The sequence below is a fragment of the Thermoflexibacter ruber genome, from assembly GCF_900113045.1.
In the GTDB taxonomy this organism is placed as follows: Bacteria; Bacteroidota; Bacteroidia; order Cytophagales; family Thermoflexibacteraceae; genus Thermoflexibacter; species Thermoflexibacter ruber.
In genome coordinates this window covers 25030-45885 of the sequence record NZ_FONY01000012.1, presented here as the reverse complement: position 1 = coordinate 45885, position 20856 = coordinate 25030, and the positions used below count along the sequence as shown (strand labels likewise).

Genomic DNA, 20856 nt, shown 5'->3' with positions numbered 1-20856 from the left:
GAGCATGAAAGTATGTAAAAGTTTGCGGTGAGTTGGGCAGTAATTACGTACAAAAATCTTGAGGGCGAGATTTCTCCCTACCCTCAAGTTCTTTCAACCAGCTATGAATAGAAATATTTAGAGCAAAGCCCTAAACATTTACTGTATTAGCCCCAAAGTTATAAGGTCTGCTTGTTTTTTACAAATTTTATCAACTAAATTTTTTTACTACTAATTTACGTTGTCTCCTCTAAGCTGCCTGTATCGCTTTCTTGCTTCTAAAGAATATATACTCCCTTGATAGTCAGTGAGTTGTTTTTGATAGTATTCCATTGCCTTGTCTTTATTTTTCAGGTTTTCGTCATATATCTTAGCAATGAGAAAGTTGGCATCATCTGCCCAAATATCATCGTTATGTTCTTCTATAATTTTAGTCAGTTCGTCTATAGCCTGCTCAAATTTCCCCAATTTCAAGTAGATATTTGCCTTTGCCCAGAGAATTTCATCAACAATAGGATGATAGCTGAACTGCTTTTGCATGGCTTTGTATCTTTCTAAGGCGTTCTCGAGCTGCCCTTGAAAGACAAGTAGGTCTATAGAGGCATACTCTTTCAAAGCCGCTTCGGTAGTGTCTAAGGCAATGTTATCCCCTATCAATAGCGAAAGTTGCATAGCATCATTGGCTATTTCACGACTTGTTGCCAGTTTCAACACATCTAAGTTTTCTTTTGCCAGTTCAAAATCTCCTTTGTAATAAGAAAGTTTAGCATTTTTCAACTTGGCTAAGTGTCCCAAATCTTTTTCTTTTTGGCGTTTTTCTACTTGGGAATAGAGAAGGGTAGATTCCCAAGGTTCATTTTTAAGCAAGTAAATATCTCCTAAATCTAACTTTACTTGGTCGGTAAAGTCTTTGCGAATAGTAGGTTTATTAATAATTTCCTCAAAAACTTTGATAGCAGTATCCTTATTATTTAGATAAAACGCTTGAAGGAGTGCCATGCTTCGCGCTGCCTCTGCGGTATAATCCACCAAACCCAACTCCCCTATAATTTGTTGATAATCTTTGACTAAGGATTTGATTTTTTCTATGTCCACAGGAAAAGTATTTTTTACTAATTCTTCTTTTGCCTTGACCAACTGACGACGTGCCATGACATAGATACTTTCTTTTCTGTATCTTTCTACTAAAAACTCAAAAATCTTGATAGCATTTTCGTAATCTTTATTTTCCATTGCCAAGTTGCCAATATCATAAATTCCACTTCCCTCTAATTTTTTTCTTTTATCTACTGATTTAGCTTGGAAAAAAGCTTTACTAAAATTTTTCATCTGCACATAAAACCATACTAACATCTCATTATATACTACCTTATCAGGATAGCGTTGGATAAACTTAAAAATTACAGGCTCAATCTTTGCAAAGTCCTCCTCCTCTCTCATGCGGGCTTGCATAATGTTTTCTATGTACTCCAGCTGCTCCTCATCATCTTTGAGTATATCCAAGTATTCAGTAATCATCATATCCGTTTTTCCCGCCATAGCATATAGGCTCGCCAACTCGTAAGTAAACTTATCATTGCCATTCTTGCGCCCAGCTAAGTAGAGTTGCTCGGCATAATCGTACAGATTGGCATTAATAAAATTACGCGCCGCATAGCGAATCTGGGCATCGTCCTTTTTCAAAGTTTCTATATAAGCCGCAAAATGTTTTTCAGCTTCTTCCTTTTTGCCACGCATAATCAAAAAAACACCATAGTCCACTTGAAAAAGGCTCTCGTTAGGAAAGTTTCTAAGTTGTCGTTTGAGGTATTTTTCTGTTTCATCAAATTTCTCCAATTTGAGCAGCGCATCTAAGTAATTCTTATGCACGGTAAAGACAAATTGTCTTTCTTTGGTAATATTACTATATATGGAAATTGCCTTCTCATATTCTCCATTGCTATAATATTCATTTGCCAAATCTATTTCCTTGTCTTGGGCAAAAGCAAGTGCAGGCAGACAAATTACAAAAACAAATGCTAATCTTTTCAACATAATTCTTCTCAATTTTAAATCATAAAACAGTAAACCTCAAACTCCAAATTTGTTTATTCACAAATCAACAACAATATACTAATAAAATTGATTTATATAAAATAGATTTTATTATACTTATTAAGACGTGAATATGTGAATAAGTGTTTAGTTAAAAGGGCTAAAAAACTTATTCAAAATTCATTCACTTTGGAAAAATCTTGCATGATTGTTTGTATTTATTTTGGGATAGGTTAGACTGTTTATTCACACTATTTTTGAATAGTGAATAAAAATATAAACTACATTGAATAAAAGAGTAGGTGAATAGCTTGTGAAAAAAGCAAAAGATAAAGAAGCCAAATTTTGAATAAGCCATTATAAAAAGTTAAGCTATGCGAACTTATTCAAGTTATTCAACTTTTATTCATTGGCTATCCAAGAAAACTTCACAAAATGGTGAATAATGATTGGATTGTATAAGTATTACAAAATTACAATATAAAAATATAAAATCAAATAAAATTGAAATTATTTTTTAATTATTGTTTTTTTTACTTTACCTGCTCCGCATCATCTAAATCTATTAGATTATCCTCGTAGTCCCAGTTGGGTTTGACTTGTATTGCTTCTTTGAAAAAAAATATTTTCTCAGGCGGAATGCGGTTTTTAAAATCTCCTTTTTCCCACTTGCCATCGTTATTTTCATCTATTAATACCCTAATACGCTTTTTTCCGGGTTTTACATAAGTAAATTTGAAGTTTGTGGTATTGGCGATTTCTTGCTCTACTTGTTTATAGCCTTCGTCTAAAAGCTGAATAATAAAGGATTTGTACAGCTGGGAGCGAACTTGCCCACTGATAGTACCAAATTCCTCTATTTTTTTGATAGGGTAGGAGATGATAGGTCTGGCAGCAGAGGAGTCGTTTTCCATAGAAATAAAAACTCCTTTTTTGAGTGTAAAATTGATAGGCTCTTTGGAGAATATTTTTTTAGAGATACTAATAGCGGTTCTATTTTCATTCCATTGAAAATCGTTTAGTGCTAATTTTTGCCCTATAGTATCTTTGGGAGAAACTTTATAGAAGATGCTGTCTATGTTAATAATTTCTTTCATAGGCTTGTTAAATCTAAAAGTGAGATTGACTTGATAGGTACTGTCTTTGCGAGGCTCGAAGGCTGTGCCACTTTTAGGAAATTCACTAAATGATAACCCGAGTGGTCGGAGTTTTTCTACTTGCTCGAACTTTATTTTATTAGTTTCTGTGGCGAAGTTACCAAGGCTATCTCTCACCGTGAGTGTGATTTCTATACTATCTGTATCAGTGTTGCTTGTATGAAAAAATCGCACAAAGTCTTTTTCTTTGGTATGTAATACTGCTGTATCGTATTGGCTATCAGTAAATTTTACTTCATAGTTGTCTATTTCTTTGTTTGCTCTCCATTCTACATAATGCCTATTTTTTCTTGGTCTAAGCAGTTTGATAGGCTTTAAGTCATAGCTCGCTACTCTGAGTTCATCTACTAATGCGAAGGGACGGTTAGTCAAATCTACGGGTTTGTCCAAGAATGCAATTTTTTCTTCTACGTCCCCATTGTAAATGTTGTCCTTTTTTTTATCTTCTAACAAAGCATAGATTTTATATTTTGCAGGTTTTAAATTGCGAAGTTTGAACTTGCCTAAGGAATCGGTCTTGGTATAATAAAGGGGCTTATTTTTCTCGATATCGAGTGTATCTTCTGCATTATAAATCCCTACGGTTCCTTTGATGAGAGGCTTGTTGGTATATAGATCTCTGACCGTGCCTTGTATAAAAGAAGAATCTATAGAAATTCCTGTACTAAAAGCCAACTTGAGATTTTCTGCTTTATTTTTTTCAGTTACATCGGTTACTACCTCCCCAAAGTCAAGCACGTAAGTAGTATTCGGTGCAAGGTCTTTCTTGAAAGTAAGAATCAAGTTGGGCTGGTTGATTTTGTACTCATAGTCATTGTCCTCGCTCAGGCTTGGCGTAATGAGCAAACCTTGTTTGATATTTTTCAGTTCTATGTATTCATTAAATTGTAGGGCAATGACTCTTCCTTTGAAATTGGTGCTTTGGTCTTTGGGAATGACATTGAGCAAAACAGGAGGCTTCGTATCTTTAGGACCTCCTGTGGGTGTACCTATGCTAGCACAGTCATAAAACAAAAATGAAACAAATAAAAATGTGAATAAGTGGTGAATAAGTCGATAAACAGCTTTCATTACCTTTAATTTTTTCTTGCAAATGTAGGAAAGTCTTTGGTAATGAGAATGTTATTTTTTTAAATATTAACAAAAATTGTAAGTATTTTCAGGAATAAAGGTTTAGAGGCAGCTCAGTATTCCTCAAAAATGACTTCTGCACCAAATAAATATCAATAGAGTAGGGAGCAGATGCTACAGCACCCAAGCAATGCCTACATTCACAAATAAGCCGCTATAATCGAAAGGAGTTCTTGAAATTCTTTGATTATTGTATTGAAAATCAAATAGATTGTCGTCAGTATGGTATCTTGCTGTAATGGTCGAGCTATTATTTCTTCCTGAAGGACGATTTTGGGAAAAACGTATGCGTGAGGTAGTAATAAAGTTGAACTGATGTCCGCCTGTAATTTTGATATGTGCTACTCTCCCAATAGGGATTCTCAAGCTCGCAAAGGGACGTAAGCCAAAGTTCTCATCTATGAGCGAAGTAATAAAGGTATTATTGGTATTAAAAAACTTTCCTTGCAAATAGGTGGACTGTCTTAGTCTTCTGCTATCTAATTCCTTACTTGCTATTTGATAAAAAGCTCCAGAACCCAATTGGAGCAAGGCTCTCCCGTTTTGGCTAAGTGGGATATTCAGTCCTCCAGCTATGCCAAAGTAAGAACCTATCATGCCTCCAAAGGTAAACTGCATATCGAAGCCAAAGAATCCACCCTTGTAGCCCCCTATTTCTACTCCAAAATTTATGTTAGGTGCGTAAGTATGCTCGGCAATGCTTTTGGTGTTGTAAATAAATTCGTTAGAAGAGATAGGAAATTGTATAGTGAACTGTGAAGCTCTCACCTGCCAAGCACTCATACCTGTTCCTAAGTGCAAAGCAAAATAAAAATTGTTTCTTAGTGGAGTTTCATTGCTTGTAGTGGGAAGATTTTGAGCATGAGCAAAAAGGTAAGAGAAAATATAAATAAGCAAAAGTAAAATAAATTTAGAGATAGACATAGAATTTTTAACTAAGTAGTTTAAGTTTTATTTAGTATATCTTACGTAAAATGTTAAAATGATGTTTCTAAAACCCAATAAATAATCATACAAAATATAGAGAAGCAACCATGCTAAAAGGTTGCTTCTCTTGGAAAATTATTTACTTGTTGGAAAAGAAATATACTAAAACTTGTTATTTGTTCAAATAGACCATTAGCACCGAAATATCTGCAGGGGAAACACCACTAATCCTTGATGCCTGCCCCAAAGTTTGCGGTTTTATTTTGGTTAGTTTGTCCCTTGCCTCGTTGGAAAGCTGTTTAATCTCCTTATAATTTAACCAATCTCCTAATTTGATATTGTCTAAGTTTCCCAACTTTTCTGCTAACTTTTCCTCTTTTTCAATATAAGCATCATATTTGACCAAGATTTCTGCTTGCATTAAAGCCTCTTCGCTGTACCTACTCAATTCCTCTTTCAATCCTTCTGTCATATTCATCAAGGTTGCCAATTCCATTTCAGGGCGTTTGAGGAGTTGTGCTGCTTTTTGGCTTTGAGAAAGTTCTGCGGATTGCATTTCTCTTAGCTTATCATTGACATCAGTAGGGGAAATACTTTTATTTTTCAAGAAAGCTATAATTTTTGCTGTATCTCTGAGTTTCGCTTGTACTTTTGCTAAGCGACTTTCTTCTGCCAAGCCTATTTTATACCCCTTTTCCGTCAAACGAATGTCTGCATTGTCTTGTCGCAGAAGGATTCTATACTCTGCCCTCGAGGTAAACATGCGATAGGGTTCTTCTGTGCCTTTATGCACCAAGTCATCAATCAATACGCCAATATATGCTTCTGCACGACTTAGTACAAATTCTTCTTTCCCAAATACTTTGTTATAAGCATTTATTCCTGCTATTAGCCCTTGACAGGCGGCTTCTTCATAACCTGTAGTTCCATTGATTTGCCCTGCAAAAAATAGATTCTCTACCAATTTTGTTTCTAACGTTGGTTTGAGTTGGGTAGGAGGGAAGTAGTCGTATTCTATGGCATAACCAGGACGAAACATTTTGCAATTTTCAAAACCGGGTATCTTTTTCAATGCTTTATACTGCACATCCTCTGGGAGTGAAGTAGAAAAACCATTGACATATACTTCTACTGTATTCCAGCCTTCTGGTTCTACAAAAATTTGATGACGTTCTCTCTCTGCAAATCGGTTAATTTTATCTTCTACCGAAGGGCAATAACGGGGTCCGATTGACTTAATTGTTCCATTGAACATAGGAGAACGGTCAAATCCTGACCTTAGAATTTCATGGACATCTTCATTGGTATAAGTAATGAAGCAACTCCTTTGCTCTTTCAAAGGTTGGGTTTCATCAGAATAAGAAAATTTACTTGGATTTTCGTCTCCTTCTTGCTCTTGCATAGCCTCGTAGTTGAGCGTTCTCCCGTCCACTCTTGGAGGTGTTCCTGTCTTCATTCTTCCTGCTTCAAAACCTAAGCCTACTAACTGCTCTGTGATTCCTGTGGCTGCTTTTTCTCCTGTTCTTCCTCCCCCAAACTGTTTAGTACCTATATGGATTAATCCATTTAAGAAAGTTCCATTAGTAAGAACGACGGCTTTTGCTCTAAATTCTATGCCCAAAGCAGTTTTGATTCCTACTACTTTCCCATTTTCTATGAGCAGGCTGGGTATCATTTCTTGCCAAAAGTCCACGTTAGGATTTCTTTCCAAAGCCAAACGCCATTCTTCTGCAAACCTCATTCTATCAGACTGCGCTCTTGGACTCCACATGGCTGCCCCTTTGGAACGGTTGAGCATACGGAATTGGATCATGGTCTTGTCTGTAATAATGCCTGACATTCCGCCCAATGCATCAATTTCTCTGACGATTTGCCCTTTGGCAACCCCTCCCATTGCAGGATTGCAACTCATCTGAGCAATGGTTTGCATATTCATGGTGGCAAGCAAGACCTTTGCTCCCATTTTAGCAGCGGCATGTGCCGCCTCGCAACCTGCGTGTCCTGCACCTACTACTATAATATCGTAACTTGGATACATCTAATTCAATGATGAATTATTAATTATGAATAAATTATTATCATGGTTTTTATGTATTTAGCATAAAGAAAAATACATAAAATAACAAAACTTGCTACTCAGCATTTTTATAGTGTATTTTCTAATCAATCGCTTATTTGTAAACGATAATTGGTTCTGCAAAGTTCTATATTTTTTATGAGAAAAGGAAGTGAGATAAATGAAAGATTGCTTAAATAGGATACAATACATAAATGTTTCACGTGGAACACTTAGGTTATGTATTTTGGTTTATAGAAGTAGAGTATAGGTAATTATCTATAATGAAGTACAAATATTAATAAGTTTTAGACGTTCCACGTGGAACGTCTAAAACTTATTAATATTACTTGTTTAGAAACGAGATTTTATAGATTACATAGTAGTCTTTACAGAATTATACCCAAAATAAAATAGTTGGCTCTGTGACACTTTCTGTATAAAACTATGTTTTAGTCTGTATTGACTAACACTGTAGGTGTGCTATTTTTGTAGAAAGAAAATAATGAATATGCCTACTTAAAACTGCGTAGCGGTGGCATATTTCATACCTGCGGCGTTGCGTATATTGGGCTTACTGTTTTCTACAAAAATTACAGCTTTATGAGCTTAATTTACATGTAGTATTATTTATTTGCTAACTCCACAAAAAGCGTCAAAGAACCAGATAGTTTTTCATAACCTTAATTTTATACTGATGGAAAAGAAATTTTTACTAAGGAAAATTCCTAAACCACCACCTACTTTTGATTGAGTACATTAGTAGATTATTCTAAGGCAAAAGCCACATACGCATCTCCTGATTTAGTACCTATTTTACCGCCTCCTGCGGCTATAACTACATATTGCTTGCCGTTTACTTCGTAGGTGCATGGTGTAGCATAGCCCGCCGCAGGAAGTTTAGTTTCCCAAAGGATTTTTCCATTGTCTTTGTCAAAAGCACGAAATTTCTCATCTTTACTCGCTCCAATAAACACTAAGCCTCCTTTGGTGGTAATGGGACCTCCATAATTTTCTGTACCTGTAATAGGGACACCTTTTTTGGTAAGTTCTTCATATTCTCCTAAGGGAACTTTCCAAAGAATCTTCCCTGAGCTAAGGTCTATCGCATTGAGCGTGCCCCAAGGAGGCCGAACTGCAGGATAACCATTTTGGTCAAAAAAGCGATTGTAGCCTGTGGTGGTGTAAGGTATTTCTACGCTACGCTTATCTTTCTTCTTTTCAGATACTTCTTTCATAATCACTTCTTTTTTTCCTTCTATTTCTAAGAGATAAGCTACTAAGGCTTCTTTTTCCCCATTGCTAAGTTGTTTGAAAGCAGGCATCATGCCTTTTCCATTGTTGAGTATATTGACTACATCACCTTGTTTATATTTCTTTTTTATATCTACCAAAGGAGGATAGTTTCCCCCTGTATTGCCTTCACGATTTTCTCCATGACAAACTGCACAATTTTTTACATATATATTCCTTCCCATTTTGGCAAAATCTAATACGTCGGCTTGTTCTATATCAATAATTTTCAATATCCAAGCCATTTCATTGGCATTGACATATAAAATACCTGATTCTTTATCAAAAGAGGCACCGCCCCACTCCCCTCCCCCATCAAATCCGGGAAAGATAATAGTTCCCTCTTTGCTTGGTGGCGTGAAAAGATGTCCTTTTCTCAATCCTTGCCAAATCTTCTTGACATATTCATTTGCTTCTGGTGAAATGTTCGTGATTTCTTCTTGTGTGAATAGCTGACGGACAAAAGGCTCAGGTAAAGAAGGAATGGGCTGAGTAGGATAAGTTTGTTCTCCTGCTAAGTCAGAGGAAGGTACAGCTACCTCCTCAATAGGGAAAATAGGCTTTCCTGTTTCTCTTTCAAATAAAAAAACAAAACCATGTTTAGTAATTTGAGCGACAGCATCTATTGGCTTACCGTCTTTGGTGATAGTTACCAAATTGGGATTGGCAGGCAAGTCCCTGTCCCAAATATCGTGATGAACGGTTTGAAAGTGCCAAATACGTTCTCCTGTATCTGCTTTGAGTGCAATCAAACAGTTAGCAAATAAATTTGCTCCTTTGCGGTTGCCACCATAGAAGTCAAATGCCGCCGAGCCAGTAGGAACGAAGATAATGCCTCTCTGCTCGTCCAAACTCATGCCTGCCCAATTATTTGCTCCCCCTACTTTTCTCCAAGCTGCTGAGTCTTCCCAAGTATCAAAACCAAATTCTTTGGGGCGAGGAATAGTGTGGAAAATCCATTCTCTTTTTCCTGTTTTTATATTGTATGCTCTAACGTGTCCCGGTGCTGCATCAGCACCTTCGGATACTCTCATACCTAAAATAAGTAAATCTTTGTAAACAATACCGGGAGTATTGGAAACGATGAAAAAGTCTTTTTTATGATAATCCAAATCCTCATGCAAATCTACTTTGCCGTCTTTGCCAAAAGAGCGGATAATCTCTCCTGTTTTAGCATTGATAGCAAAGAGATAAGCTCCTGCGGTAGCTAAAATTCTTTTATCTTCACCTGATTCCCAATAAGTTACTCCTCTATTAGTTCCTGCCCAAGCGTATTCCCCTTCTGATATTTCTTTTAAAGGGTCAAAGATCCAGAGTTCTTTACCTGTAGAGGCATCTAAGGCAAAAAACTTTTTTTGAGGTGAAGAAGCATAAAGTACTCCTTTAATGACTATGGGCTGACACTGTATTTGGGAGCGGTTGTTTATTGTATCGGCATCTCCTGTGCGATAAATCCATGCTACTTTTAAGTTTTTGACATTTTCTTTGTTGATTTGAGTAAGAGCAGAATAGCGCGAACCTTCCTTATCGCCGCCATAAGTAGTCCAATCGGTAGATGTTTGTGAGGGAGCAAAATCACAACTCAAATTAAGCATAGCAGACACAAGGACTAAAAAAGCCCAGAGCAAATATTTTTTCATTTTCATTATTTTTTATTTGTCCAAAGGTATAAAAGTTTTTGATTATAAAAAACTCCTATTGATGCGAAATCTCTACCGTGAGCAAAACGGTTTCCTTGCCTTTACTTATTGCAGAAAATGCTATCTCATTGGTTTTATACTTAATATCTTGTTTAGCAACTAATTTTGAGGATAAAATATGTTGAACTTTGTCAGTAAAGTATCCTGTACTATTTTCTAAATTATTTTTAAAGCTTTGTACATCAAGCATTTCCTTAGAATAGATAATACAAAGATAATCTTTGCCTTTTCCTTCATCTACTGCCAAATAATGCTCCTCGTCGGGAATAGCTAACTCACTTTTCTTAGAAGTAAGGGCAGGGCTAACTCCTACTTGATGCGGAAAAAGTTGGGAGATATGGTTTTGGTTATCTGAAGCAAAAACATAAACGTAGGCAGGTTCATTATTGGAAAAGTACAAACGAAAACGTGTACCTGCTGCTATAGGACGTTCTATCTCGTAGCACTTACCGTTCCAAGTAGTTTTTATCTCTTCGCCACTTGCGGTTACTATTTTTAGCTTGCCTGATAAATCAGCCGAGAGAGCAGTAGCAGGGGGAGGATTTTTACTTGGTAGTTCTATCATTTCATAAGCCTCTTGTACAAAGTTGGCAAAGTCTTGATAGCGTATCCAGATAAATCCCTGATTGCCCCAAGTCGTTCCCCAACTATTCATGATCTCGAAAGCCCCTCCAAATTTGGCATCATCGTAACCTATAACTGTCATGGCGTGTCCATAATGTTCTCCTGAGGGATTTTCTTTTGGAATCCAACAGTTTTTAGCTGTTTGAAAAGAGATAGGGCATTTCATACCAATAATTACGGGCTTGTCTTCGGATAGACTTTTTTTCACTGCATTAACTTTTAGCCATCTATTTTGCTGATTATCATAGTTATTAAATAATTTTAGATATGATTTAATTTTGAAATTTTGGGCTTTGGATACTAAGTATGAAGGAATAGAAGTAGGACATGCACTCTTGAAATCGTTATATTTGACAGCACCGTTATTCTTCATATTTTCCAAAGCATCAGCAATGAAAGTTCCATAAGTACATTCCTTATCAAAGTTGAACTTTGCCATAGCGTAGGTAAAAAAAGGAGAGAAAGCCTGCTGATTGACTTGCTGAGGAGATATGAAATTATTTTGTTTTGCTTCTATGATAGTGCGAGCCGAGTAAGCTACTGCCCAAGCCGTACAAGTGCCATAATCACCTTGATTTCTTGGCATAGGGCAATACTTTTTTAGCGAATTTCTTGGAGGTAACACCTTGTACTCCCGCGTCAGCAGTGCCGCTTTGAGGGGAACTTCTCCATATTTGCTGGTATCAAACAAGCAGCCCGTTTTGTACTGTAAGGTTTGGGCAAAACAAAAAAAAGAGTACTGGCAAGAAAAGAGAATAACAGTACAAATAAAAATAATCTTATATTTGCTCATGGTTTTATAGGGTAAATTTGTATTTAGATTAACGCAAAAAGTATGCAGAGGTTGTAAACTAAACCCATATTCATTTATGTCTTGGAAAACTATCTATCCGCAAGAAATTAGTACTCCTACGCTGCAAAACTATCTGCAAAGCGTAGTTGCTCCACGCCCTATTGCTTTTGCAAGTACTATGGACAAAGAAGGAAAAATAAACCTAAGCCCCTTTAGCTTTTTTAATTTATTTAGTGCTAACCCTCCCATTGTTGTATTTTCACCTTCGCGCAGGGTGCGGGACAATACAACCAAGCACACTTTGGACAATGTAATAGAAGTCCCTGAAGTAGTGATTAATATAGTGAATTACAATATGGTAGAGCAAACTTCTTTGGCAAGTACTGAGTATGAAAAGGGAGTAAATGAGTTTGTCAAAGCTGGACTCTCCCCTGAGCCTTCAGTCTTAGTAAAACCTCCAAGAGTTGCCGAGTCGCCTGCCGCTTTGGAGTGCAAGGTCAAGCAAGTTATTCCCTTAGGCGAGCAGGGAGGCGCAGGAAACTTGGTCATCTGTGAGGTGATATTGATGCACTTGAAAGAGGAAATTTTTGATGAAAATGGCAAAATTAGTCCTTATAAAATAGACTTAGTAGCACGCATGGGAGGAGATTGGTACAGCAGGTCGCAGGGAGAGATGCTTTTTGAAGTGCCTAAACCTCTGCAAACCAAAGGTATAGGAGTAGATAATATTCCTGAACGTATCAGGAACAGTACAGTTCTGACAGGAAACAATTTAGGGCGATTAGGAAATATAGAACAACTACCTTCCCAAGCAGAAACTGAAGAATTTAAAAAGACAGAAGAGATAAGAAATCTACTCCAGCAATTTGCTAATCAGCCTTTTGAGTTAGAAAAAGCGATTCATCAATTAGCCCAAACTTATTTGGAGAAAAAAGAAGTTTTGACTGCTTGGAAGGTATTATTGAGCATCTGACTCAGAGGAGTTAGATAGTACTAATGAGCTTTTTTATTTTTGTTCATTGATTAACCAAATATTATCTTTGGTTGTGCCTTGTTCTTTCCATTCTACTTGTACCCTTTGCGATTGGATAGTATTGACTGACCTACCTACGTAATTGGGTTGTATGGGCAAATCTCTGCTGTATTTTCTGTCCACCAACACTAAAAGTTCTATTTGTTTTGGTCTGCCAAATTCGTTAATCACTGAAAGTGCGGCGCGTATGGTTCTTCCTGTAAATAATACGTCATCTATAAGTATAACTTTTTTTTTCTCAACTAAAAAAGGCATTTTAGTAGTGCTGGGTATTAAAGGCTGTTCGCGCCTGCGAAAGTCATCTCTGTGAAAGGTGATGTCCAAATATCCAAGAGGAATATTTTTTTCAGTGATTTTATCTAACTTTTTTTTTACTCTTTCTGCAAAAAAAATTCCTCTGGGTTGCATACCTACCAATACAGTATCCTGAAAATCATTATGATTCTCTATTAATTGTTGGCAAAGGCGATTGATGGTTATATCCAATGATTTTTCATCAAATAACAAAACTTTCTCCATAAATCTATTGAAATAAGTTTTTGTATTATTTTATACTCATACCTTCAGGTTTGGCAAACTAATTTTGTTTGGGTATAATCTATTCACCAAAAGAAATACCTACTCCCTTAGCAGCTTTTACGATAAAAGAATCTGGATTGACGGTATTATACTTTTCTACGGCTTCTTTGAGCGAAACAGTACCTATTTCATTATTTTTGTAAGTTACCATTTTTCCAAAATCTTTGGCTAATACCATTTCAAAGGCTTTTACGCCAAATTGGGTAGCTAAAATTCTGTCATAGGCAATAGGCGTACCTCCTCTTTGTATGTGTCCTAAGACGGTTTCTCTAATATCTGCCTGTAAGCCTGCTGCTTTGAGTTCTGCAGAGAGCTTGAAGGCTACTCCCCCTAAGCGGACATTTTCATAGCCAATTTCTGTACTTTTTTTACTAAAAATCTGTCCTTCCTTCGGTTTTGCTCCCTCAGCAATAATAACATGAGCAAAACCACGACCATTAGTAAATCTTGAATTGAGTCGGGCTACAACTTTATGAATGTCATACGGAATCTCAGGAATTAGGCATACCTCTGCTCCTCCCGCTATGGCAGTATGCAGGGCTATCCAACCCGCATCTCTGCCCATGACTTCCATAATCATTACTCTGCTGTGGCTTTCTGCCGTTGTTACTAATTTATCAAAACTTTCAGTAGCTACCTGTACAGCAGTCTGAAAGCCAAAAGTATAATCTGTGGAAGCAAGGTCGTTGTCAATAGTTTTTGGTACACCTATAATTTTTACGCCTTTATCATGCAAAGCCAATGAGATACGTTGAGAGCCATCTCCCCCTATGCTGATGATAGCTTCTATACCGAGTCGGTTCATGCGTTCTATCATTTCATCTGACCTATCTATACTCTTCCAAGTACCGTCAGGCTGCTGTACTGACCAGTTGAAAGGACCTCCTTTGTTAGTAGTTTTGATGATAGTGCCACCTTTGACGTGGATACCTGCGACCGCTTTGTTGTCCAATGTTACTAATTCCATAGGGTCTTTGAGCAAGCCGTTGTAGGCTTCTATGCTTCCAATTACTTCCCAATCTGGTTCTTGGCTGGCTCGCTTCACGATAGCTCTAATCACCGCGTTTAATCCGGGACAATCCCCTCCCCCAGTAGCTACTAATACTTTCTTTTTCATAAAGTTACGCTTTAAAATGTATCATTTTGAGTAAATAGCTTTTTAATAATGCTCGCTTGACTATACTTTCTAATACTTTCCAAAATAAGACATAAATGTACGAATTTCATTTTCTGTTCCCAACACAATCACCACCCCTCCTGTTTCTAAGATTGTTTCAGGAGTAGGGTTAAAAACAAAGCCATCTAAGTCTTTATAAGCAATGATATTCACTCCCGTTAGCCCTCTTACGTTTAGTTCTTTGATGTCTTTCCCTTGGAACTCGTCTTTCATGTCTATCACTTTCATCTCTTCCAAACGAAGTTCTGTACTGCCAACTCCATTAAGCATGCTCAAAAACTCGATAACATCAGGACGAGTTACTAAACTTGCCATGTGAGTTCCTCCAATAATCTCAGGTACAACTACGTGATGCGCCCCTGCACGCATCAATTTAGGCACTGCACTTTCTTTGATAGCCTTAGCAATAATTTTGATATGAGGATTTAGCTCTCTGGCTGTCAAAGTAACAAATACATTATCAGCATCTTCTCCAAGTGTAGAGATAATAGTTTTAGCTTTTTTTACGCCTGCATCTATCAATACTTCGTCAGAGGTAGCATCACCTTCCAATATATAAATATTTCTTTTATTTTCGTATAAGTTAATCGCTTCTTGTAGCTTTTGAGGGTCTTTTTCTATAATGGCAAATTGCATATTGCTGCGGAATAGCTCCTCGCAAGCCTTAGAACCGTTTCTTCCATATCCACAAACAATGGTGTGGTCTTTCATCTTGTTTGCAACGCGGTGTGTCATATAGTTTTTGAAAACTTCTTGTAAACCTCCCTCAAAGATATAAGATGTTACTACTGAAATAAAATAACCAAAAATTAATAAATTGAAAATTAAGTATATGGAAACAAAAGCCCTACCGCTATCGCTTAAATGTCTGACTTCATTCATGCCAGTAGTAGAAACGACCATCATCGTCATATAGAAAGCATCTGAAAAACCGTAGCCCTCTATGATTTGAAAACCTATCAAGCCAGAAATTACACTAAGAGCAAATAAGCCAAATGCAATAAAAAATTGTTTTAATTTGCTAAAAACATTGGTGCTTGCCATGAAGATTTTGATAAGTTTAATCTATTTTCCAAAATAAAATAAAAAAACGCATATAAGCACTACAAACCTATATACGTTTTTGTGAAAAGTAAAAAACTCCTTTTTATGCGATATACACCGTTTTTACATTGGTAAACTCTCTGATACCATGTATGTAGAGTTCTCGACCATAGCCAGACTTTTTTGTCCCACCAAAGGGCATACGAGGGTCTGATTTTGCCAAGGCATTGACATAAACAGAACCAACTTCTAATGCTCTACTCATGCGTTCTGCTCTTTGTATGTTTTGAGTAAAGACGGTAGCTGCTAAGCCAAAATCCGTAGAATTTGCCAACCTAATTGCTTCTTCTTCTGTTTTAAAAGAAGAAATAGCCATAATAGGTCCGAAGGTTTCCTCATCAAAAATAGGCATACCATATTTGGCTTCAGTCAAAATAGTGGGCATGTAAAAGCTCCCTCTCTGCTCTCCTCCCATGACTAACTTTGCTCCTTTTTTAATAGATTTTTGTACCTGCTCGTGTAGTTTTTCCGCCAAATCCAAACGAGCCATAGGTCCTACATCTGTCTTCTCGTCCAGAGGATCGCCTACCACTAATTTTTCCATTTCTTGTTTAGCAAACTCTACAAATTTATCTAAAATGCTTTCCTCTACTAAAAAACGCTTTGCTGCTACACAACTTTGCCCTCCATTTATCATGCGTGATTGTACCCCAATTTTTGCAGCTTCTTTGAGGTCTGCATCAGCGAATACAATAAAGGGGTCGCTTCCTCCCAACTCTAAGACTGTTTTTTTGATATTTGCGCCTGCCGCAGAAGCAACAGCAATGCCTGCTCTCTCACTTCCTGTTAGTGCTACTCCTTGTATGTAAGGGCTACCTATCATCTGTCTAATTTGCTCATTATCTGCAATAATAGTTTGGAAGGTACCTCTTGGAAAACCCGCAGTCAAAAAGATATATTCTATGACCAATCCCGCTCTGATAGTGCTGGTAGCTGGTTTTAGCACTACAGTATTCCCTGCCATAAGGGCGGGTGCAGCAAAACGGAAAACTTGCCAAAACGGGAAATTCCAAGGCATAATTCCTAAAACGATTCCTAAAGGTTCGTAAACTATATAGCTTTTGCTTGCATCAGTTTTTACCTCCTCCTCTGCCATAAATTTTGCTGCGTGTTGAGCATAATAATCGCATACCCACGCACACTTCATAATCTCTGCTTTGGCTTCTTTGATAGGTTTACCCATTTCTTTGGAGATGGTATCCGCAAAAGCCTGCTGACGGGTTCTTAAAATATCTGAAAGTTTAAAAAATAGCTCTGCCCTATCCGAATAAGATTTTGACTTCCAAGAGATAAATGCCTGAGAGGAAATATATAGCATATCTGCTATTTTCTCATCGGTATAGGTATCAAAATCCTCAATAGGACGATTATTATATGGATTAATGGTTTTGAATTTCATGGATAGAAAACTAAAAGTGATGCTCAGAAATCAGTATTTAATATTGATAACATTGAATCTAAGTCTATAAATTTAAAAACAAAATTAATAAAACCCAAGAATTAAAAAAATGTTTGTTTTATCAAGCTATTTTTACTTGTCTGATTTGATAGAAAGTATTTATTTTTTTATATTATCAAAAATGATAATTAGGTTTGCTTAATGAATAATGCAAAAATTGCAATAGGAATCTGTTTTTATTTACAAGTTTTTAAGCATTTTGACATTAATTTGCAATAGTTTTGTAAGTAATTAATAAAATTACAGAATAAACACCATCATCATACCTTGAAGTACAAAATTACACACCATACACATTACAAGTACCACGAAAAAGTTAATTTGGCACATAACAAGGCTTGGATGCTGCCCTTAGAAGCCTCTTTTCAATATTGTTTGCAAAAGAAAATCCATATCACTCCAGTACCTTCTGTATATAATGAAGATTATGATTTTTTAGGGAATCTATTTTCCTACTTTGCTATCCAATATCCACACGATGAGATGAATGTAATTGCTACGCATCAGGTCGAGGTAAATAGGCATTATGATTTGAGTAGTAGGCTTGTATGGGAAGAAACTGTAAATATTTTACAAAATTCTCTTGTTGAGCAAGACTTATGGGCAAAACAATTTGCCTTAGAATCCCCTTTAGTTCCTATTTTACCAGAAATAAAAGCATATACGCTGAAGTCTTTTACTCCTTCTCGTCCTTTATTGGAAGCTACTTTGCACTTAACACGCCGCATTTTCAAGGATTTTAAGTTTGTTGCGGGAGCTACTAATGTAGCTACTCCTTTGCTCAATGTTTTTAAACATAAAAAAGGGGTCTGCCAAGATTTTGCTCATTTAGCTATCGCCTGCCTGCGGTCTATTGGTTTGGCGGCTTATTATGTGAGCGGTTATATAGAAACTATAGCCCCCGAAGGTAAAGAAAAGTTAGTAGGGGCTGATGCCTCTCATGCTTGGTTTGCAGTGTATAGCCCTGAAATAGGCTGGGTAGATTTTGACCCTACCAATAATCAATTAGTTAATAATCAATACATTACTCTTGCTTATGGCAGAGATTATGCCGATGTTCCGCCTTTGAAGGGAATTATTATGAGCAGTGGGGCGCAGTCAATGAAAGTAGCTGTAGATGTGCTTAGAATAGAGTAAAAAAGTTAGCCCATGGGGAGAATGTCTGTAAAATCTATCTCGTTAGCTGTTTGGGAAAGCACGGCTTTGAACTGACTCCTTCCTGTTTGCTCTATCCTAAGTCGAAATCTTCGGTTAGCATCATAAAAATCCCATGCAATCACTCTAAGAGGTGGTGTAGCAGATGCTTTGTCAAAAGCATATCCTTCTAAGCGGTTCTCTCTAAAAAAGGTAAAATCCCCTTGCGTAATTGTATTTGGAGGGTTTTGGTACTGAGAAATGTAATTATCTAAGTTAGTATCTATAGAATAAAGATTCACCAAACTCCCAATATGGCAGTGTACATACATACCCTCTCTCCTTACCGTTAAGTACAAAATATCAGTGCCATTGACCAACTTGAACTCTCTGTCAGAAATATTGTTACTCCAATCGTACTGCGTTTCCCCTACAACATGCCAAGTCTTGAAATTGTAATCTACTAAATAGTTCATTTTCAAAGACTCAATAGAAGGACGCATAGGGTCAAAATCAGGTGTATGTAGTTGCTTTGGTTGTGGAGTATTAGGAATAAAAGTAGGTTGCGTTTTATATGTTTGCTGATGCTGTCCTTTGTATTGATGCAAAATATAGCGTAAACACTCATCGGCGATTTCTTTGTTTCTATCTTTTACCAAAGAAGACATGCGAAAAATATCTATAAACCACCAAAAGCCAAAACCGCCAAAGGTAATCCAATAAATGATTTGGGTAAGTATTTTGTCCAAGTATAGATAGTGAGCGGGAAAGACAAAATGCAAAATATAAGAAAGCACAAGATTTTTTGCTCTTCGATTATATTCATTCAAAAAGTCCCTTTGAGCTTGTTCGGGCAAATCTGCCAATTGCGCACTTACTGCAAAAGGTAAATCTTTTTCTACGTAGTAAGGAATAATATTTGCCATTGAGCAATATTTAAAATTCTGATTAGGATTTTTTTCAAAGTTACACTTTCCTATTCAAAGTAACAAAAAAAAAATTACAGTAAAAAATTAACACTAAAAATGCTATGTAGCATACATCTTTTCACGCAGTGCCTTTATTTTCTCATCTGTAATGTATTCGTCATAGCTCATTGGGCGGTCTATGATGCCCGAGGGGGTTAGCTCTATGATGCGGTTGGCTACGGTTTGTACAAACTCGTGATCATGCGAAGTAAATAATACTGTACCTCTGTAATCTTTCAATCCATTGTTAAAGGCAGTGATAGACTCCAAATCCAAATGGTTGGTTGGCTCGTCCAAGACCAATAAATTTGCTTTGCTCAGTATCATTTTTGCAATCATACAACGCATCTTTTCCCCACCAGACAAAACACTTGCTTTCTTCAGGGATTCCTCCCCAGAAAACAACATTCTTCCCAAAAAGCCACGAATAAAAGACTCGTCTTTCTCTTCGGAAAACTGCCTCAACCAATCTACCAAGTTAAGTTCTACTCCGTTGAAATACTTACTATTATCATTGGGTAAGTAGGTTTTTGTAATCGTTACCCCCCACTTAAACTCTCCTTCATCTGCTTTTGCTTGCTCATTAATAATTTCAAAAAAGGTAGTAATTGCTAAACTGTCTTTGGAAAGAAAAGCAATTTTATCGCCTTTGTTCACTGTAAAGCTGACATCAGAAAAGAGTATTTTTTCTTCTGTTTTTTTGCTAAGATTTTTTACTTCTAAGATTTGGTCGCCTGCTTCTCTTTCTTGGGTAAACTGAATACCGGGATATTTACGATTAGAAGGCTTAATCTCATCGACATTCAGTTTTTCTAACATCTTGCGGCGACTGGTGGCTTGGCGAGATTTAGCGACATTGGCACTGAATCGGTCTATGAAGTTTTGCAATTCTTTACGTTTTTCCTCATTTTTCTTGTTCTGCTCATTGCGCTGGCGTAGAGCCAATTGGCTGGATTCGTACCAAAAAGTATAGTTCCCTGCATATAATTGGATTTTGCCAAAGTCCACATCAGCTACGTGAGTACAAACTGAATCTAAAAAGTGCCTGTCGTGAGAAACAACGATGACCGTATTTTTAAAGTCTGCTAAGAAATCTTCTAACCACATAATAGTTTCCACGTCCAAATCGTTAGTAGGCTCGTCCAAAAGCAAAATATCAGGATTTCCAAAAAGGGCTTGTGCCAGAAGCACTTTTACTTTCTCTGCTCCATTGAGTTCGCTCATGAGCGAGTAGTGCTTGTCCTCTTTGATGCCCAAAGAACTCAAAATACTTGCCGCATCACTCTCAGCGTTCCAGCCGTCCATTTCTGCAAACTCAGCTTCTAACTCTGATACTCTCTCCCCGTCTTTATCAGTAAAATCGGGCTTGGCGTAAAGTGCATCTTTTTCTTGCATGACTTCCCAAAGTCTTTTATGCCCCATAAGTACGGTTTGTAAAACGGGAACATGGTCAAATTCAAAGTGATTCTGCTTTAACACTGCCATTCTCGCCCCAGGATTGATAGAAACCTGACCTGTGGTAGATTCTATTTCTCCCGCCAAAATTTTAAGGAAGGTAGATTTTCCTGCACCATTTGCTCCGATTACTCCATAACAATTGCCCTCAGTAAATTTGACGTTTACATCGTCAAAAAGCACCCGCTTGCCATAGCGCAAGGAAAGATTAGAAACTGAAATCATTGAATTTTGCTAAATTGTTGAAAATGAG

14 protein-coding genes are annotated in these 20856 nt (G+C 37.0%); 2 read left to right on the top strand and 12 right to left on the bottom strand.

The features are described from left to right. Window positions 1-210: 210 nt before the first annotated feature. The 6 genes from BM141_RS08160 to BM141_RS08135 form a co-directional block, all read right to left on the bottom strand. On the bottom strand, window positions 211-2013 hold the full coding sequence (locus BM141_RS08160) for a tetratricopeptide repeat protein (RefSeq protein ID WP_091543707.1): 1803 nt from the start codon (window positions 2011-2013) through the stop codon (window positions 211-213). 533 nt (window positions 2014-2546) lie between these two features. Next, on the bottom strand, window positions 2547-4241 hold the full coding sequence (locus tag BM141_RS08155; protein WP_091543704.1) for an Ig-like domain-containing protein: 1695 nt from the start codon (window positions 4239-4241) through the stop codon (window positions 2547-2549). Between the two features lie 174 nt (window positions 4242-4415). Further along, a complete protein-coding gene (locus BM141_RS08150) occupies window positions 4416-5225 on the bottom strand; it encodes a hypothetical protein (protein WP_091543701.1) in 810 nt (269 codons plus the stop codon). Between the two features lie 175 nt (window positions 5226-5400). Continuing rightward, window positions 5401-7266 carry a tRNA uridine-5-carboxymethylaminomethyl(34) synthesis enzyme MnmG gene (gene mnmG, locus BM141_RS08145; RefSeq protein ID WP_091543700.1) on the bottom strand — a complete coding sequence of 622 codons (1866 nt, stop codon included), beginning with the start codon at window positions 7264-7266 and terminating at the stop codon, window positions 5401-5403. Window positions 7267-8051: 785 nt separating this feature from the next. Then, complete coding sequence (locus BM141_RS08140) at window positions 8052-10223, bottom strand: outer membrane protein assembly factor BamB family protein (protein WP_245764018.1); 2172 nt, start codon at window positions 10221-10223, stop codon at window positions 8052-8054. Between the two features lie 49 nt (window positions 10224-10272). After that, on the bottom strand, window positions 10273-11694 hold the full coding sequence (locus tag BM141_RS08135) for a DUF4384 domain-containing protein (RefSeq protein ID WP_091543691.1): 1422 nt from the start codon (window positions 11692-11694) through the stop codon (window positions 10273-10275). 76 nt (window positions 11695-11770) lie between these two features. On the opposite strand from BM141_RS08135, the gene BM141_RS08130 reads away from it, so the two are divergent. Next, window positions 11771-12667 carry a flavin reductase family protein gene (locus BM141_RS08130; RefSeq protein WP_091543686.1) on the top strand — a complete coding sequence of 299 codons (897 nt, stop codon included), beginning with the start codon at window positions 11771-11773 and terminating at the stop codon, window positions 12665-12667. Between the two features lie 33 nt (window positions 12668-12700). On the opposite strand, the gene pyrR is transcribed toward BM141_RS08130, so the two are convergent. The 4 genes from pyrR to BM141_RS08110 all read right to left on the bottom strand — a co-directional run bounded on the left by pyrR (window position 12701) and on the right by BM141_RS08110 (window position 16986). Further along, complete coding sequence (gene pyrR, locus BM141_RS08125) at window positions 12701-13246, bottom strand: bifunctional pyr operon transcriptional regulator/uracil phosphoribosyltransferase PyrR (protein ID WP_091543684.1); 546 nt, start codon at window positions 13244-13246, stop codon at window positions 12701-12703. Between the two features lie 79 nt (window positions 13247-13325). Further along, window positions 13326-14423 carry a 6-phosphofructokinase gene (locus BM141_RS08120; protein WP_091543680.1) on the bottom strand — a complete coding sequence of 366 codons (1098 nt, stop codon included), beginning with the start codon at window positions 14421-14423 and terminating at the stop codon, window positions 13326-13328. Between the two features lie 69 nt (window positions 14424-14492). Beyond that, complete coding sequence (locus BM141_RS08115) at window positions 14493-15527, bottom strand: potassium channel family protein (protein ID WP_091543677.1); 1035 nt, start codon at window positions 15525-15527, stop codon at window positions 14493-14495. Between the two features lie 103 nt (window positions 15528-15630). Beyond that, on the bottom strand, window positions 15631-16986 hold the full coding sequence (locus tag BM141_RS08110) for an NAD-dependent succinate-semialdehyde dehydrogenase (protein ID WP_091543674.1): 1356 nt from the start codon (window positions 16984-16986) through the stop codon (window positions 15631-15633). A 327-nt stretch (window positions 16987-17313) separates the two neighbouring features. Here BM141_RS08110 and BM141_RS08105 point away from each other — a divergent pair, with 327 nt between their 5' ends. Further along, complete coding sequence (locus tag BM141_RS08105; protein WP_091543671.1) at window positions 17314-18183, top strand: transglutaminase family protein; 870 nt, start codon at window positions 17314-17316, stop codon at window positions 18181-18183. 5 nt (window positions 18184-18188) lie between these two features. Here BM141_RS08105 and BM141_RS08100 read toward each other — a convergent pair whose 3' ends face one another. Then, complete coding sequence (locus tag BM141_RS08100) at window positions 18189-19106, bottom strand: DUF4178 domain-containing protein (RefSeq protein ID WP_091543668.1); 918 nt, start codon at window positions 19104-19106, stop codon at window positions 18189-18191. 102 nt (window positions 19107-19208) lie between these two features. Next, complete coding sequence (locus BM141_RS08095; protein ID WP_091543666.1) at window positions 19209-20828, bottom strand: ABC-F family ATP-binding cassette domain-containing protein; 1620 nt, start codon at window positions 20826-20828, stop codon at window positions 19209-19211. Window positions 20829-20856 lie beyond the last annotated feature (28 nt).